The following is a 15,712-nucleotide window of genomic DNA, read 5'->3' as shown; positions in this document are numbered from 1 at the left end:
GTTTCCCGCGGTGCCTTAAAGCCGACGGAGTCCACTCAAAACCCTTTCCATCAACACCAGATGTGCCTCGGCGCCGTCATTGCCCGTTATCGTCTTGTGCACCGTGACCAGCCCCGCGTCCGCCGCGTCGCTGATCAGCACCCGGGCCACGCCCAGAGGCAGCCGCATCACCGACACGATCTCGGCGACCGAACGGGGGGTCCGGCACTCTTCCATGATCGAGACGCACTCGATCTGCTCCGCGGCAACCTCGGGGAAGCCACCGGTAGCGTAGTCCCTCGCGGAGACCAATGTCTCCAGCTCCAGGGCGTAGTTTGCCCGAGTGCGTCCGCCGGTCAACGCGTAGGGCCGGACAATCGCCGTCTGATCCTCGGGAGAGGGCGCCTGCTCGAACACCGCGGGCATCACGAACTCGCCGCTGGGTGGGCCCGGATCGAACAAACCCCCTGGTCGGGGGCCGTCCGAGTCGGTACTGCCGGGTGGAGAGACTAAAGAGGTCACTCGATCTCCTTGGTCGGCCGACGGCGCTGGTGGCGCCGGCGGTTCCGCGGCCGCGTGCGCACCGGCGGCCGGGGGTGGCGGGGACTCCTTGCCCTTCTTGCGCTTCCGGCGGGCACGGCCGGAATCCAGGGAGAACCCGTTGAAGACGTCGGCAAAAGTGCCGTCGCCTCCATGACCGGGGGCCTCCGCCTCCGGGGGTTCGCCGGCAGATCCGGACCCCGTGCTCATCGCGCCATCATCCCACCGGTTCGCCGATCAGGGACCCACCCGAACCCTGGAGCTGGGCGCGCAGCTCCGGGGTCAGGATCTGGCCGACCCGGTCGACGAGCATCGTCATTTCGTACGCGACCTGGCCGATGTCGCAGTTGGGGGCGGCGAGCACGGCCAGGCATGATCCGTCGCTGATCGACATCAGCACCATGATCCCCAGCTCCATCTCCACCACCGTCTCGTTCACCGCGCCGGCCTCGAAGCACCGTGCGGCGCCCTGAGTCAGGCTGACCAGTCCCGACGCGACCGCGGCGAGCTGGTCGGCCCGGTCGAGCGGAAGCCGGTTCGACGCGGACAGCAGCAGGCCGTCCGCCGAGACGACCACCGCGTGCGCCACGCCGGGTACTCGCTCGGCGAAGTCGTTGACCAGCCAGCCGAACTGATTCTGCGTCGGCTGAGCGCTACTCGGCGAGGTCATTCACCCTCCAGTGTCTCGTGGTTCGTCTCGGTCGCCCGAGCGTTGCGGTGGCGTCCGCGCTCGATGCCCTGCTGGAAACTGCGCAGGCGACCGCGCACGTCGTGTGCGTCGCGTTGTGGTCGGGGGGCAGCGGCCCCGGTGGGCGGTGCGGCGCTGCCCGGGAGCAGCTGCTCCCCGCGGCGGCGCCGGGGCAATCCTGCCGAAGTGAACGTGGCGGGCGCCGACTGGGACACCGCTTGCACGGTCCGCCAGCCTTCGTCCGAGCCGAAGTTCCACTCCGCCGTCGCCTCCAGGGCGGCGTCTTCCCGGCGGGGCGTCGGAGTCTCGTCGGCCGGCTCGGCCGGCTCGTGCGCCGGGCCGGGCCGCCGGGTCGGCAGCACCGGGGGCGGCTGGTCCTGGAAGGCGGGGTGTCCGCCCTGCTGGGGCAGCTCCTGCTGGTCTGGCCGCTGGCCCGGTTGTTGCTGGCCCGGTTGTTGCTGGCCCGGTTGTTGCTGCCCGGGTTGCTGCTGACTGGGTTGCTGTTGCCCGGGTTGCTGCTGTCCGGGCCGGCTCGGGTGTTGTCCGGGCTGCGGGAAGGCCGACGGCTGCCGGTAGGCCCCCGGCGGCTGCTCCTGGAACGGATGGCCGGACCCCGGCTGCGGCGGCATCGGCGGCTGCCCGCCGAACTGCCGCGGCAGGGAGAACTGCCCGGACCCGGGCTGCCGGTACGCCTGCGGCCCACCAGGCTGGTGCGGCCCCGACGGCCGGGATTGCCGGTCGCCGGGCTGCTGGTAGGCCGAGGGCGGCCGGAACGCCTGCTGCCCGCCGGGCTGGTAAGCCCCCGGCCGGGACGGGTCGCCGGGCTGCCCATCGGGCGGCTGAAAGGCCGCCCGCTGCGGCGCCGACGGCCGGGAACCGGGGTAGGGCCCCGCTTCCGGCCCATTGGACAGCGGGAACTGGGTTCCCTCCGACGGCGGGAACTGCGGCCCGTCGGACAACGGGAACCGGGTTTCGTCAGACTGCGGGGACTGCGGTCCACCGGTCTGCGGGAACTGCGGCTCGTCGGACTGCTGCTGCTCGGCCTGCTGACCCGGCTGCTGCCCGCCGAACTGGTGGAACGCCGACGGCTGGACCGGCTGCGGCCCACCGGAATACCGCGCCGCGGACGGCCGGCCCGGCTGCTGGGGATCGGGCTGCCCGCCCGGCTGCCGCTGGCCAGGTTGCTGCCCTCCCGGCTGCTGCTGGCTCGGTTGCTGACCCGGCTGTCGCAGGTCGTTCACCTGGTTCGGCTGCGGCAGACCGTTCGGCTGCTGACCGGGCTGCGAGAGACCGTTCTGCTGACCAGACTGCGGCTGTCCGTTCGACTGCTGCTGACCTGGCTGCGGCAGGCCGTTCTGCTGACCGGACTGCGGCAGGCCGTTCGGCTGCTGCTGACCGTTCGGCTGCTGGCCCGGCTGCTGCTGGCCGTTCTGCTGACCGGACTGCTGCTGCCCGTTCGACCGGCTCGACCACTGCTGCCCCTGCTGCGGCAGACCGTTCGACTCGGCCGGCTGCTGCTCGTCCGGCTCGAGCGAGCCGTACGACTCGTCTTCGCCCGCCTGAGGCAGTCCGGCCGGCTGACCCGACCACTGCTCCGCCTGCGACGACCCGTTCTCGCCCACCTGCGGCAAGCCGTTCTGGCGACCCGGCTGAGCGTCGGGCTGGGCGTCCACCTGTGACAGCGCGTCCTGCTGCTCGCTGCCCGTCTCCGCGCCCTGGGCCGCCGCGGCTTCGCGGGCTTCCTGGCGGCCTCGGGTCACGCCCTGCTGGAAGCTGCTCAAGCGGCCGCGGACGTCCGCCGGGTCACGGACCGGGAGGTCCGAGCCCGCCGGGGCCGGTGAGGCGAAGGCCGCCGGGCTGGAGGTCGCGCTGCCCGGCATGAGCTGCTCGCCGCGGCGGCGGCGCGGGAGGCCCGCGTCGGTGAACGCCGTCGGCTCGGCCTTCGTGACCGCCTGGACCGTGCGGAACTCTTCGTCGCTCGCGAAGTCCCAGCTGCGGCCCTCCGGCTCGGCGGCCGGCTCCTCTTCGGGCGCCGTTTCCTCGTCGGCGACGGCCTCCTCGTCGACTACCGGTGCCGCAACGGCCGGCACCGGCTTGCCGGCGGTCTTCTCGGCGGCCGGCTTCTCAGTGGCTGTCTTCTCAGCGGGCTTGTCCTCGCGGAACCACGCGGACAGCATCTCGTCGAAGATCGGCGTCGTCTCGGAGCGGTCCGGCGCCGGGGCGGGTGCGGGCTTGGCTGCCGGGGACGGCTTCCCGGTCGCGTGCCGCCACCAGTCGCTGAGCGTGGTCTCGTTGGCGGAGAACAGGTCCTTGCCCGAGGGCAGGTCGTCGTGGCGCGGCGGCTGCGGCACCGGCAGCACCGCGGGCACCGGCGGCAGGGTCGGCCGCGGCGGCGGGGCCGGGTCGTCCTTCGGGATCGGGGCGAACAGGTCCGTGCCCGAGATCTCCAGGTCCGTCGGCGGCCGCTCGGCGCCGGGGCCGTGCCCGTTGGCCAGCCCGGCGAGGTCGCTGGCCGACGGCCACCGCTCCTCCCCCATCGGCGGCTGCTGCGGGACGACCGGCTGCGGGCGGGAGCTGCCGTTGACCTGACGGCGCGGCAGCATGCCGGCCGAACCCAGGGGCGACTGCTGCACCGTGCCGATCCGGCCGGTCAGCGGACCGTCGGTCACCGGCATCACCAGCTCCGCCGGGATGACGACGGTGGCCCGGACGCCGACGATGTCCTTGCCGCCGTGCAGCGACACCCCGATCCGGTGCCGGCTGGCCAGCCGGCCGACCACGAACAGGCCCATCCGGCGGGACGTCGCCAGGTCGACCGACCCGGCCTCGGTCAGCCGGGTGTTCGCCTCGGTGACCTCGGCCTCGTTCATGCCGATGCCCTTGTCGAGGATGTCGATGTTGAGCGAACCGTCGTCGCCCAGCCGCGACGCCACCGTCACCGACGTCTCCGGCGCGGAGAACGCGGTCGCGTTGTCCAGCAGCTCGGCGACCAGGCGCATCAGGTCGCTCGCGGCGTACCCGACGATCCGCGCCGGGGGCGGCGGCTGCACCTGGACCCGTTGGTACTGCTCGATCTCCGACACCGCGGCGCGGAGCATGTCGGTGGTGCCGACCGGCTTGCCGGAGCGGCGGCCCGGCTCCGCGCCGGAGAGGACCATCAGGTTCTCGTTGTTGCGCCGCATGCGGGTGGCGAGGTGGTCGAGCTGGAACAGCGTCGCCAGCTGGTCGGCGTCCTCTTCGTCGCGCTCGAGCTGCTCGATCAGCTGCAGCTGCCGCTGCACCAGGCTCTGGCTGCGCCGGGACAGGTTGACGAACACGCTGCCATAGCCGGTGCGCATCGCGGCCTGCTCGGTCGCCAGCCGCAGCGCCTGGTGGTGCACCTTGTCGAAGGCGCGCGCCACTTCGCCGACCTCGTCGTCGGTGCGGATCGGCACCGGCGTGACGTCCGTGCCCTGCGCGCGGCCCTCCTGGATGTTGCGGACGGCTTCGGGCAGCGCGGTCTCGGCGACGTCGAGCGCGCTGCGGCGCAGCACCTTCAGCGAGCGCAGCAGCTGGCGGGTGATGAGGAAGACGACCGCGACGGCGAGCACCAGCGCGGCGAACAGCAGCACCGCGAGCAGGCCCGCGCCGCTGCTGGCCTCCTCGACCATCGACGACGACGTGTCCGACGCCTGCGTGCCGAGCCGGTCGGCGACCTGGGCGATCTGCGCCCGCATCGCCGTGGACGCGATGTTCCAGTCGGTCGCGGAGAGGGCGCGGAAGGCGGCCCGCGCGGAGTCGGGCTGCGCGCCGAGCACGGACTCGACCATCCGGGCGCGGCTCTGCGCGTCGGTGCCCTCGGCGATCGCCGAGAAGTCGCGCTGCAGCGCGTCGCCCGCCGCGGCCCGGAAGTCGACGAGCCGGTCGGCCAGCCGCAGCTCGGCGGCGCGGAGGGTGGCCAGCTCGCTCGGCGAGAGCGCGCCGCGGTTGATGCCGTAGGACACCATCGCCTGGCTGAGCGACACCTGCTCGCCCGCGACGAGCAGCTCGTGCAGCCCGGCGGGCGTGCCGCCGAGGGTGCCGTCGCCGGCACCGGCGGTGGCCGCGGTGTCGAGGCCGATCAGCGCGCCGGTGACCCCCGAGTACGCGGTGACGGCCTGGCCCGGGTCGAGCTGACCGCCGTCGACCTGACGGCGGAGGAAGTCGAGGTTGTTGACCTGCGCGGTGGCCGCGCCCGCCGCCCCGGCCACGCCGGGCTCGATGGCGGACCCGCGGGCCTGCGCGTCGGTGAACGGGCCGACCGCGGCGTCGGTCGCCTTGCGGGCCGTCGCCAGCTCGGGCGTGCCGCCGACGGTGCCGTCGGTCAGCATCGCCGCGGTGACCGTGCGTTCCTGTTGCAGCGCGCTGGTGAGCACGCGCACCTGGACGCCGAGCGCGACGAGCCGGTCGAGCCGCTGGTAGTCGTCCGAGCGGCCGACCTGGCCGGCGATCGTCGTGATGCCGAGCACCATCGCGAGGACGATGGGCACGACGGTGACGGCCGAAAGCTTGACGGGGAGGCTCCAGTCGCGCCAGCGCACGAGCGCCTGCAAGACGGCCTTCCCCTTCGACCGCCGGGGTGCTCGGCCGAGCAGTTCCCCGACGGGCACCTGACCTTCTCCTGCAACGGTCACGTGAGTGACTCCCTGTCCGGCGTCATGGATCCGCGTCGGCCGCACGGCGTCCCGGCTCGCGGCGTTCCGGCGGGCGGTCGTGCCGCCACCGCCCAGCCGCTCCCCGGGCCCCCTCGCACGTCCCCGGCTGCCCCTCCGGCCGCGCGCAGCGAGCACCGTCCCGGCGTCCCGTTCCCGGGACTCTGCACGTGCACGGCGCAAGTTGCGGTCTGCACGGTCGTCGAGATCAACTTAATCGGTGCCAATCGGATCGCTGCGGTCAGCTGGGCCAAAGAATCGTACCCCCGCGGCCCGGCCGGTCAATTGTGTTCCCGGTTCGGGCCCTGACCTGCGAAAAGTACTTTCCGGCCCGGTAGTGGGCCGACTCATTCTGCACGGCCGGGGGCGGAAGAGGGAATTCCGGTTACCGGACGCGGCCGTTGTGAGCGTCCGGCCGTCACCCGATTAGCCCACCTGGCCGCCCAAGTTCCCTCGGACGATCTACACTCCGTACCCCCATCGAGTGGGTCAAGTCTCAATGTGTGCCCGATGTTGTGGCATTCCGGCCGACCGTCGCTCGACCTGGTGATTCCATTCGGGAGCGTGGCTGACCAGTGGATCTTCTCCGCCACGCCCGCACCGGGGGGACCCTCTCCGAGGCGACCCCGGACCCTCTTGACTACTCCAGGTGACACGTCTTGACGACTGTCCAGCACGGTTAGCCCATTTGCCCCGGCTACCGCTAAGTAGGACAGCGCGGCGTCACAATTCTTTCCTCATTGTGGGTAACCCGTCCGCGAACTCGACGAAGTCCGGGTTTCGACATTTTCGACAAGAAAACGAATACCGCGTCGCGGTGACCCGCAAACGACCCGGCGCCTTTTCGGGCAGCCGGACGGCGTAGTTACGATGTGCGCTTCGCAGTCCGCAAGGGCGGCCCGGTGCCCTGCTCGCAGGGCCAGCAGCCCCGCCGCCACGGAAGGCTTTCTGCCGGAGGCAACCCATGTACGACGTCGCGCGCCCCGCGACGGGCAACGCCCTGGAAGAGACCGGCCAGATGCCGGCCCTGTTCACCGGGGATCACCCGTCCGATGGCCGGCACGGCCAGCACCGCCAGTCCCGTCCCCGCTCGGGTCCCGACTACGCCGGAATCCAGGCCGGGCGCGAGTTCACCGCCCTGCGCCGGCGGTTCCGCGGGTTCGTCTTCCCGATGAGCCTGGCCTTCTTCGCCTGGTACATGACCTACGTGCTGCTGGCCGCCTACGCGCACGACTTCATGAGCGCCAAGGTGTTCGGCCAGGTCAACGTCGGCATCCTGCTCGGCATCGGCCAGTTCGCCAGCACCGCGCTCGTCACGTGGCTCTACCTGCGCTACGCCCGCACCCAGCTCGACCCGCGGGTGGCCGAGCTGAGGGCCCGCGAAGGCCTGACCGAAGGGACGCCCCGATGACGACACCGACCGCGCCGACGGCCGTGACCGTGCTCGCCGCGGGGGTGCCCGCCAGCGACCCGATCGTCAACACCGCCGTGTTCGCCCTGTTCGTGGCGATCACGCTGTACGTCGTCTACCGGGCCAGCTCCCGGAACTCCTCGACGTCGGACTACTACGCCGCGGGCAGCGCGTTCACCGGCCGTCAGAACGGCATCGCGCTGTCGGGCGACTTCCTGTCGGCGGCGTCGTTCCTCGGCATCGCCGGCGCCATCGCGATCCACGGCTACGACGGCTTCCTCTACTCGATCGGGTTCCTCGTCGCGTGGCTGGTGGACCTGCTGCTCATCGCGGAACTGCTGCGCAACACCGGCCGGTTCACGATGGGCGACGTCCTGAGCTTCCGGATGAAGCAGCGCCCGGTCCGCGCCGCGGCGGCGACGTCGACCCTGGTCATCTCGTTCTTCTACATGCTGGCGCAGATGGCGGGCGCCGGTGGCCTGGTGGCGCTGCTGCTCAACGTGCACTCCAAGCTCGGCCAGGCGCTGGTGATCGGCGTCGTCGGCCTGATCATGGTGCTGTACGTGCTGGTCGGCGGGATGAAGGGCACCACGTGGGTGCAGATCATCAAGGCGACCATCCTGCTGATGTGCGGCGTGCTGCTGACGGTGTTCCTGTTCGGCAAGTTCGGCTTCGGGTTCTCGAACCTGCTGTCCTCGGCGGCCGAGAACAGCCCGCTCGGCGACAAGCTCCTCGAGCCGGGCGGCTCGTACGGCAAGAACGGCACCACCAAGCTCGACTTCGTGTCCCTGGCGCTGGCGCTGGTCCTCGGCGCGGCGGCCCTGCCGCACGTGCTGATGCGCTTCTACACCGTGCCGAACTCGCGCGAAGCGCGACGAAGCGTCGTCTGGGCGACGGCGTGCATGTTCGTGTTCTACCTGTGCACGCTGGTGATCGGCTTCGGCGCGGCCGCGCTGGTCGGCGCGGACGAGATCAAGGGCGCCCCGGGCGGCGAGAACTCGGCGGCGCCGCTGCTGGCCCTGCACGTCGGCGGGACGCTGCTGCTCGGCATCATCGCCGCGGTCGCGTTCGCGACGATCCTGGCCGTGGTCGCCGGGCTGACGATCACCGCGTCGGCCTCGTTCGCCCACGACGTCTACGCGAACATCTTCAAGCGCGGCAAGGCCGAACCGGCCGACGAGGTCCGGGTGGCCCGGCTGACCGCGATCGTGGTCGGCGCGCTGGCCATCGTCGGCGGGGTGCTGGCCAACGGGCAGAACATCGCGTTCCTGGTGGCGCTGGCCTTCGCGGTCGCGGCGTCGGCGAACCTGTCGACGCTGCTGTTCTCGTTGTTCTGGAAGCGGTTCAACACCACCGGCACGCTGTGGGGCATCTACGGCGGCCTGACCGCGTGCCTGCTCCTGGTGGTCTTCTCGCCGGTCGTGTCGGGCGCCCCCGACTCGATCCTCAAGGGCGTCGACTTCGCCTGGTTCCCGCTGAAGAACCCGGGCCTGGTCTCGATCCCGTTCTCGTTCCTCTGCGGCATCGTCGGCACGCTGGTCGGCAAGCCGAAGGCGAACGCGGAGAAGCACGCCGAGATGGAAGTCCGGTCCCTGACCGGCATCGGCAGCTGAGCCGCTGAGCCGTTCGACGGCGACCCGGGCGGCCTGCGTCACGCGCAGGCCGTCCGCGGCCGGTTACAGCTTCTGGCCGGCCTTGACCTTGTGCGTCACCTTGCGCTCCACGAGGAACGAGACGAACGGGACGCAACCGGCCAGCAGCACCAGCACGGTGCCCTTGATCGACCAGCGGGCCTTGATGGCCAGGTCGATGGTCAGCACCAGGTAGATCATGTACAGCACGCCGTGGATCGGCGAGTACACCGCGGACGGCGTCGGGTTGTCGAAGCCGTAGCGCAGCACCATCACGAAGCACAGGCCGAGCAGGCCGACGCCGGTGACGTAGGCGGCGGTGCGGAACCGGACCAGGGGGCCGGTGAGCGGGACCGCGGTCTGCGCGGCGCCGTCGGTGCGGGTGGTCATCGGGACGTCCTCACTTTGCGGCCTCACTCTGCGGCCTGCTGGTCGCGGGCGTTCAGCTCGCGCAGGTAACGGTTGTACGCGGCCAGCTCCTCGTCCTCGTTGTCCACCGACGTCGGCACGACGGGGCGAGAGCGAGGGGCGGGCACTTCGGCGACGGGGGCCGGTTCCGGCGCCGGTTCGGCCGCGGCCTTCTGCCGCAGCTGCCGGATCCGCCAGAACATGAAGGCCGGGAACAGCCCGAACAGCGGCCACTGCAGGACGTAACCGAGGTTCTGGAAGGTGCCGTTCGCCGAGGTGAACCGGTCCCACTGCCACCAGGCGAGGCCGCAGCAGATCAGCAGGCTCACCAGGCACGTCGCGACGATCGCGAGCCGGCGGCCCCAGGGGGACCCCGCCGGCGGAGGGGATGCTGGCACGAGGCCCAAGCTAGCACTGGCCGGCTGAGGGGCGGCGATCGACCGCGCCCGGGGTGGCCGGGCTCTCAGCGCAGGTCGGCGGCCCTTTACCGGCCCGTGGGCTCAGCGTTGATCGGGGCTAGCCTTGCTTGCGCACCGACTGGGCGGCCTTCGCGTAGCCGTCGGCCAGGCCGAACACCTTCTGCGCGTACTCGGTCGAGTTGTTGTACGACAGGATGCCCGCCCACCAGCCCGACGGGCTCTGCATGTCACGGCCGCCCGCGCACAGGTAGCGGGCCGCGGCGAGGGCGGCGTCGTCGATCTGCTGCGGGTCGCCGAGGCCGTCGCCGTTGCCGTCGGACGCCCACTTGCGCCACGTGCCGGGGATGAACTGCATCGGCCCGACCGCGCGGTCGACCCCCGCGTCGCCGTCGTAGCGGCCGCCGTCGGTGTCGCCGATGGCCTGGACGCCGGACGAGCCGTCGAGCGGGACGCCGATGATCGGCTTCGACGGCCGGCCGTCCGCGCCGAGCACGGCGCCGGCGTACTGGCCGTGGTTCGACTCGATCCGGCCGATGCCGGCGAGCGTCGCCCACGAGATCTTGCAGTTCGGCTGGTTCGCGCGCATCGCCAGCTCGGCGTTGCCGTAGGCGGTCAGCGCCCGCGCCGGGACGCCGCTGGCCGCGGCGACCTGGCCCGCCCACTGCGAGAGCGTCGCCGGGCCGGTGGCGCTGCGGGACTGGGCCTGCTGCTGCGGCGGCGTCTGCGGGTCGGCCCCGCCCGCGACGGCGCCGCCGGCCGGGACGACCGACCCCGGGCGGACGTCGGCCGCCTTGACCTGCAGGGCGGGGATCTCGGTGGTGGTCGGGCCCGCTTCGGGCGTCGACGCGCGGGTGACGAGCCAGACGCCGCCACCGGCGACGGCCAGCACGACGAAGACCACGATCAGCCGGGTGAGGACGGCGACGCCCGCGGAGCGCGGTGCCGGGGCAGCGGGGGCGGGCTCGTCGACGGAGTCGATCGGGTCGTCCTCGGTCTTTCCGGTACTCGTGCGCACGAAACTCCGGTCCTCCGGTGTGGTTGTCGACGATCAGTCAACGAGCCCGCGCAGGTTAGCGTTACGCGGGTCGCCGAGATCGTCTCACCACACCGGTTCACCCGGCCGAGTGAAGTCCGCCCGTCAGGCGGACTTCACGGTCAGGCGGACTTCTGCTGACGCGCGAGCCGCGCCACGCACCAGGCCGGGGCGCTGCCGCGGCGCAGGTGCTGCAGGACGGTCATCGGGCCGAGGCGACGGCTGAGGTCCGACGGCGAGAGTCCCGCCGCGCGGTAGTCGAGGGCCCGCTGGTCGAGCGGGCTGATGCCGGCGTCCCACCACTCCTCGGCCTCGGCGACGCCGCCGACCATCTGCCACCAGCCCGCGGCGGCGGTGAGGAGCTCTTCGGGCACTTCCGGCAGCCTGCGGCGCATCGCGTCGAGGTAACCGGGGTCGGCCGCTTCGACCTGGGCCCAGCGGGCGGAACCCGACCGGGCGCGCTGGCCGGGGATGCCCGGGGCCTGCGCGGGGGCGTCGGCCAGCCACGCGGAAGCGATGCGGTCGACCTCCTGCTCCTCGGGGGTCTGCTCGCGCTCGGCGGCCCACTGCCGGATCAACGCGTCCACTCCGGGATCTCCGGTCATCCCTGCCTCCTCATAGGTCCCCGACGGACAGGTCCTGACACCTGTCCCACGCGGCTGCGCCGCAAGCACCAAGTGCACCTTGCTGAGTGGAAACTGCCTGCGTACCGGGGTTCCCGAGGGGTTCGGAGAACCACCTGATCACGCAATGTGAGCACCGTAGGGCCGGGGTGGTCTCCTTCGCCAGACCCCGGCAGGCACGAATTCGCCGACCTGCGCGTTTTCAGTCGCAATCCACCCGGATGGTCGAGCGTAGAGCCCGAAATCTGGGATTCGTGACGCTGAGTGATTTACCGGCCGATGACACGCGCGGTGACCACCGGCGCACCCGATTGCGGCGCCGGTTCACGGGACTGGCCCAGGGTCAGGAAAAAAGCGTCCGGAAGAAGGTGACGATCGCTTCGGCGCCGTCCTTCAGCCACCCGAGCACGCGGTGCACGAAGTCGGCGGACTGGGTGGGCTGGGTGATGAGGAAGAAGAGCACGAGCGCGACCACACCCACGACGAGGATCTTCTTCACGCCGCTCGACATGTGCTTCCTCCCCGGCTCGCCAACCCGTCCGGGAGTGGCAGGGTCCCTACTCTAGGAGAGGCTTGCCCGGAAGACACCCCGATCAACCCCAGGGAGCCCCGATGACGCGGAACGTGCTGGTCGAGCGGGACGGCGCCGTGACGACGATCACCATCGACCGGCCCGCCGCCCGCAACGCCGTCGACGGCCCCACCGCGGCCGGGCTGGCCGACGCCTTCCGCGCGTTCGACGCCGATTCCGAGGCCGCCGTCGCGGTGCTGACCGGCGCGGGCGGCGCGTTCTGCGCCGGCGCCGACCTCAAGGCCATCGACACCGATCGAATGAACCGCACCCACCCGGACGGGGACGGCCCGATGGGCCCGACCCGGATGACGCTCGGCAAGCCGGTGATCGCGGCCGTCCACGGGCACGCCGTCGCGGGCGGCCTGGAGCTGGCGCTGTGGTGCGACCTGCGGGTCGCCGACGCCACCGCGGTGTTCGGGGTCTTCTGCCGCCGCTGGGGCGTCCCGCTGATCGACGGCGGCACCGTGCGGCTGCCGCGGCTGATCGGCCAGTCCCGGGCGATGGACCTGATCCTGACCGGACGGCCGGTCGACGCCACCGAAGCGCTGGCCATCGGCCTGGCGAACCGGCTGGTCCCCGCGGGCGAGGCGGTGCCGGCGGCGCAGGAGCTGGCCCGGCAGCTCGCCGGGTTCCCGCAGGCCTGCCTGCGCGGCGACCGCGCGTCGGCGCTGGCGCAGTGGGGCCTGTCCGGGGAAGACGCGCTGGCCGCGGAGTTCGGCGCCGCGATGGGCACCGGCGTCCTCGCCGCCGAGGCGGTCGACGGCGCGGCCAAGTTCAGCGGCGGCGCGGGCCGCCACGGCAGCTTCGGCTGAGCTGATACCCGCTCTGTGACGAGCCGTGCCTCCACCGGGTGGAACCCGGGCTGTCGCGGCGAATCCGGTCGATCGGCCGATAGGGTCGGCGGATGGACGACGACGTCAGCAGAGTCGTGCTCCGGCCGGTCGCGGAGTCCGACCTCGACCGGCTCGAGCAGCTGACCAACGACCCGGTCGCGGCGGGCGCGCACCAGTGGTTCGGCTGGCACGACCCGGGTTACCTGCGCCGCCGGTGGCGGGAGACCGGGATGCTGAGCGTCGAGACCGGCATGCTGGTGCCCACGCTCGGCGGGCGCCTGCTGGGCCTGGTCTCCTGGCACCGCAGCCGCAGCGGGCCGACGTCGTACTGCTGGAGCATCGGGCTGGTGCTGGTCCCCGAGGCGCGCGGCCACGGCCACGGCACGGAGGCCCAGCGCCTGCTCGTCGAGTACCTCTTCGCGCACACGCAGCTCAACCGCGTCGAAGCGACGACCGAGGTCGACAACCGCGCCGAACAGCGGGCGCTCGAGAAGGCCGGCTTCACGCGCGAAGGAGTCCTTCGCGGCTACGGCTTCCGAGACGGCCGGTGGCGCGACAACGTCATCTACTCGGTCGTCCGCTCCGATCTCGCGCGAGACTAGGCGATCGCCCCGGCCTCCCGGAGCGCCCCGAGGTCCGTGACGCCCAGCTCGGCCAGCACCGCTTCGGTGTCGGATCCCTTGGTGCGCGGGGCTTCCGGCGTTTCCGGCGGGGTCCGGCCGAAGCGCGGCGCCGGGGCCGGCTGGACCAGGCCGCCGATCTCGACGAACGTGCCGCGGGCCGCGTTGTGCGGGTGGCTCGCCGCCTCCTGCGGCGACAGCACCGGCGTCAGGCAGGCGTCGGTGCCGTCCGCGCGGGCGACGAGGTCGTCACGCGTGTGCTTGCCGATCGCCTCCGCGACGATCTCGCGCAGCTTCGGCCACTGCGTCTTGTCCACGTGCAGCGGCAGTTCCGCCGGGTCGAGGTCGAGGACCTTGACCAGGTCGCCCCAGAACCGCATCTCGATCGCGCCGACGGCGACGTACTTGCCGTCCGCGGTCTCGTAGGTGTCGTAGAACGGGGCGCCGCCGTCGAGCATGTTGTCGCCGCGCCCGCCGCCCCAGAGCCCGGCCGCGGCCATGCCGTGCAGGCTCGTGGTGAGCAGCGCGGCGCCGTCGACCATGGACGCGTCCACGACCTGGCCCTCGCCGGAGGTGTTCCGCTCGTACAGCGCGGCGAGGACGCCCATCGCCAGCAGCAGCCCGCCGCCGCCGAAGTCGCCGACGAGGTTGAGCGGCGGCACCGGCCGCTCCCCCGCCCGCCCGATCGGTTCGAGCGCGCCGGAGATGCCGATGTAGTTGATGTCGTGGCCGGCCGCCGTCGCCAGCGGGCCGTCCTGGCCCCAGCCGGTCATCCGGCCGTAGACCAGCCGCGGGTTGCGGGCGTGCACGACGTCCGGGCCCAGCCCGATCCGCTCGGCGACGCCCGGGCGGAAGCCCTCGATGAGGACGTCGGCGGTGTCGCACAGCTTCAGCACCAGCTCGACGCCTTCGGGCGTCTTGGTGTTGACGCCGATCGTCCGGCGGCCGCGGGCCAGCGGGTCGACCGGCAGGCCGAGCACGTCCTCCCCCGGCGTCGCGCGGTCCACCCGGACGACGTCGGCGCCGAGGTCGGCGAGGATCATCGTGGCGAACGGCCCGGGCGCGAGCCCGGCCAGCTCGACCACCTTCAGGCCGCTGAGCGGACCTGCTTTCATGGCTGGATTCCCTTCAGAGCGAGCGGGAGATGATTTCCTTCATGATCTCGCTGGTGCCGCCGAAGATCCGGGAGATCCGGACGTCGGCCCAGGCGCGCGCGATCGGGTACTCGGACATGTAGCCGTAGCCGCCGAAGAGCTGCACGCAGTCGTCGACCACCTTGTTGACCCGCTCGGTGGTCCACAGCTTCGCCATCGCCGCACCCTGGACGTCGAGCTCGCCCTTGAGGTGCCGTTCGACGCACTGGTCGAGGAACGCCCGCGCGACGGCGGCCTCGGTCGCGGCCTCCGCGAGCTTGAACTTGGTGTTCTGGAAGGAGAAGATGGGCCGGCCGAACGCCGCGCGTTCCTTCGTGTACTCGAGCGTGAGGTCGACCGCCGCCTCCAGCCCGGCCACGGCCGTGACGGCGATGATCAGCCGTTCCTGCGGCAGCTGCAGCATCAGCTGGATGAAGCCCTGGCCCTCGGCGTCGCCGAGCAGGTTGGCCGCAGGCACGCGGACGTCGTCGAAGAACAGCTCGGCGGTGTCCTGGCCCTTGAGCCCGACCTTGTCGAGCACCCGGCCGCGGCGGAAGCCCGGGGTGTCGGTCTCGACAGCGATCAGCGAGACGCCCTGGGCGCCCGCGTCCGGGTCGGTCTTCACCGCGACGACGACGAGGTCGGCGTGGAAACCGTTGGTGATGAAGGTCTTCGCGCCGTTGATGACGTAGTGGTCACCGTCGCGCACCGCGCGGGTCTTGATGCCCTGCAGGTCCGAGCCGGTGCCCGGTTCGGTCATCGCGATCGCGCCGACCAGCTCGCCACTGGCCATCTTCGGCAGCCACTCGCGCTTCTTCTCCTCGGAGCCGTACGCGCTCAGGTAGTGCGCGACGATTCCGTTGTGGACGGTCACGCCCCACGCGCTGTCGCCGGAGCGGGCCTGCTCCTCGTAGAGCACGGCCTCGTGCGCGAACGTGCCGCCGCCACCGCCGTACTCCTCGGGGATGGACAGGCAGAGCAGGCCGACCTCGCCCGCCTTGTTCCACAGCTCGCGGTCGACCTTCTTCTCCGCCGCCCAACGCTCCTGGTTCGGGACGAGCTCCTTCTGCATGAACGACCGCGAGAGCTCGCGGAGGTCTTCGAGCTCGGTCGTGCTCCAGGAGCTCTTCGGGAGTTTCAGCGGCACGGG

Annotated in this window: 14 protein-coding genes; 4 read left to right on the top strand and 10 right to left on the bottom strand. The window is 72.0% G+C overall.

The features are described 5' to 3' along the window. Window positions 1-15: 15 nt before the first annotated feature. Genes MUY22_RS25585 through MUY22_RS25575 form a run of 3 tightly spaced genes read right to left on the bottom strand, consistent with a single transcriptional unit; the run spans window position 16 to window position 5,835 of the window. Window positions 16-729, bottom strand: a complete 714-nt coding sequence (locus tag MUY22_RS25585) for a DUF742 domain-containing protein (protein WP_247063293.1) — start codon at window positions 727-729, stop codon at window positions 16-18. Window positions 730-736: 7 nt separating this feature from the next. Continuing rightward, window positions 737-1,189 (bottom strand): roadblock/LC7 domain-containing protein, encoded by a 453-nt coding sequence (locus MUY22_RS25580; protein ID WP_247063292.1) that lies wholly within the window; start codon window positions 1,187-1,189, stop codon window positions 737-739. Further along, entirely contained in the window at window positions 1,186-5,835 is a 4,650-nt protein-coding gene (locus tag MUY22_RS25575) for a nitrate- and nitrite sensing domain-containing protein (RefSeq protein WP_371827683.1), read from the bottom strand. The genes MUY22_RS25580 and MUY22_RS25575 overlap by 4 nt, the downstream gene beginning before the upstream one ends. 1,006 nt (window positions 5,836-6,841) lie before the next feature. On the opposite strand from MUY22_RS25575, the gene MUY22_RS25570 reads away from it, so the two are divergent. Beyond that, window positions 6,842-7,288: a DUF485 domain-containing protein gene (locus MUY22_RS25570; protein ID WP_247063291.1), complete on the top strand. Its 447-nt coding sequence runs from the start codon at window positions 6,842-6,844 to the stop codon at window positions 7,286-7,288. Then, window positions 7,285-8,901: a cation acetate symporter gene (locus tag MUY22_RS25565; RefSeq protein WP_247063290.1), complete on the top strand. Its 1,617-nt coding sequence runs from the start codon at window positions 7,285-7,287 to the stop codon at window positions 8,899-8,901. Before MUY22_RS25570 ends, MUY22_RS25565 begins: the two co-directional genes overlap by 4 nt. A gap of 63 nt (window positions 8,902-8,964) precedes the next feature. On the opposite strand, the gene MUY22_RS25560 is transcribed toward MUY22_RS25565, so the two are convergent. The 5 genes from MUY22_RS25560 to MUY22_RS25540 all read right to left on the bottom strand — a co-directional run bounded on the left by MUY22_RS25560 (window position 8,965) and on the right by MUY22_RS25540 (window position 11,913). Further along, window positions 8,965-9,309 (bottom strand): DUF3817 domain-containing protein, encoded by a 345-nt coding sequence (locus tag MUY22_RS25560; RefSeq protein ID WP_247063289.1) that lies wholly within the window; start codon window positions 9,307-9,309, stop codon window positions 8,965-8,967. A 23-nt stretch (window positions 9,310-9,332) separates the two neighbouring features. Next, window positions 9,333-9,725 carry a hypothetical protein gene (locus tag MUY22_RS25555; RefSeq protein WP_371827642.1) on the bottom strand — a complete coding sequence of 131 codons (393 nt, stop codon included), beginning with the start codon at window positions 9,723-9,725 and terminating at the stop codon, window positions 9,333-9,335. A 118-nt stretch (window positions 9,726-9,843) separates the two neighbouring features. Continuing rightward, entirely contained in the window at window positions 9,844-10,761 is a 918-nt protein-coding gene (locus MUY22_RS25550; protein ID WP_247063288.1) for a lytic transglycosylase domain-containing protein, read from the bottom strand. A gap of 140 nt (window positions 10,762-10,901) precedes the next feature. Next, window positions 10,902-11,384 (bottom strand): helix-turn-helix transcriptional regulator, encoded by a 483-nt coding sequence (locus MUY22_RS25545; protein ID WP_247063287.1) that lies wholly within the window; start codon window positions 11,382-11,384, stop codon window positions 10,902-10,904. A gap of 361 nt (window positions 11,385-11,745) precedes the next feature. Next, window positions 11,746-11,913, bottom strand: coding sequence for a hypothetical protein (locus MUY22_RS25540; RefSeq protein ID WP_247063286.1), 168 nt, complete (start codon window positions 11,911-11,913; stop codon window positions 11,746-11,748). Between the two features lie 101 nt (window positions 11,914-12,014). Between MUY22_RS25540 and MUY22_RS25535 the strand changes: the two genes are divergently transcribed. Then, the gene (locus MUY22_RS25535; protein ID WP_247063284.1) at window positions 12,015-12,788 is read left to right on the top strand and encodes a crotonase/enoyl-CoA hydratase family protein; all 774 of its coding nucleotides are present in this window, start codon (window positions 12,015-12,017) and stop codon (window positions 12,786-12,788) included. A gap of 92 nt (window positions 12,789-12,880) precedes the next feature. Continuing rightward, window positions 12,881-13,411, top strand: a complete 531-nt coding sequence (locus MUY22_RS25530; RefSeq protein ID WP_247063279.1) for a GNAT family N-acetyltransferase — start codon at window positions 12,881-12,883, stop codon at window positions 13,409-13,411. On the opposite strand, the gene MUY22_RS25525 is transcribed toward MUY22_RS25530, so the two are convergent. Both MUY22_RS25525 and MUY22_RS25520 read right to left on the bottom strand, forming a co-directional pair. After that, a complete protein-coding gene (locus MUY22_RS25525) occupies window positions 13,408-14,544 on the bottom strand; it encodes a CaiB/BaiF CoA-transferase family protein (RefSeq protein ID WP_247063278.1) in 1,137 nt (378 codons plus the stop codon). The genes MUY22_RS25530 and MUY22_RS25525 overlap by 4 nt on opposite strands. 13 nt (window positions 14,545-14,557) lie before the next feature. Then, on the bottom strand, window positions 14,558-15,709 hold the full coding sequence (locus tag MUY22_RS25520) for an acyl-CoA dehydrogenase family protein (protein WP_247063277.1): 1,152 nt from the start codon (window positions 15,707-15,709) through the stop codon (window positions 14,558-14,560). Between the last annotated feature and the right edge of the window lie 3 nt (window positions 15,710-15,712).

The sequence above is a fragment of the Amycolatopsis sp. WQ 127309 genome (genome assembly GCF_023023025.1).
Lineage (GTDB): Bacteria > Actinomycetota > Actinomycetes > Mycobacteriales > Pseudonocardiaceae > Amycolatopsis.
This window is presented reverse-complemented; position numbering and strand designations above follow the sequence as displayed.

Excerpts from the sequence above, each read along its gene's own strand:
- MUY22_RS25535 (WP_247063284.1), top strand. The coding sequence starts at position 12,015 with ATGACGCGGAACGTGCTGGTCGAGCGGGACGGCGCCGTGACGACGATC.
- MUY22_RS25580 (WP_247063292.1), bottom strand. The coding sequence starts at position 1,189 with ATGACCTCGCCGAGTAGCGCTCAGCCGACGCAGAATCAGTTCGGCTGG.
- MUY22_RS25570 (WP_247063291.1), top strand. The coding sequence starts at position 6,842 with ATGTACGACGTCGCGCGCCCCGCGACGGGCAACGCCCTGGAAGAGACC.
- MUY22_RS25560 (WP_247063289.1), bottom strand. The coding sequence starts at position 9,309 with ATGACCACCCGCACCGACGGCGCCGCGCAGACCGCGGTCCCGCTCACC.
- MUY22_RS25525 (WP_247063278.1), bottom strand. The coding sequence starts at position 14,544 with ATGAAAGCAGGTCCGCTCAGCGGCCTGAAGGTGGTCGAGCTGGCCGGG.
- MUY22_RS25565 (WP_247063290.1), top strand. The coding sequence starts at position 7,285 with ATGACGACACCGACCGCGCCGACGGCCGTGACCGTGCTCGCCGCGGGG.
- MUY22_RS25540 (WP_247063286.1), bottom strand. The coding sequence starts at position 11,913 with ATGTCGAGCGGCGTGAAGAAGATCCTCGTCGTGGGTGTGGTCGCGCTC.
- MUY22_RS25530 (WP_247063279.1), top strand. The coding sequence starts at position 12,881 with ATGGACGACGACGTCAGCAGAGTCGTGCTCCGGCCGGTCGCGGAGTCC.
- MUY22_RS25585 (WP_247063293.1), bottom strand. The coding sequence starts at position 729 with ATGAGCACGGGGTCCGGATCTGCCGGCGAACCCCCGGAGGCGGAGGCC.
- MUY22_RS25545 (WP_247063287.1), bottom strand. The coding sequence starts at position 11,384 with ATGACCGGAGATCCCGGAGTGGACGCGTTGATCCGGCAGTGGGCCGCC.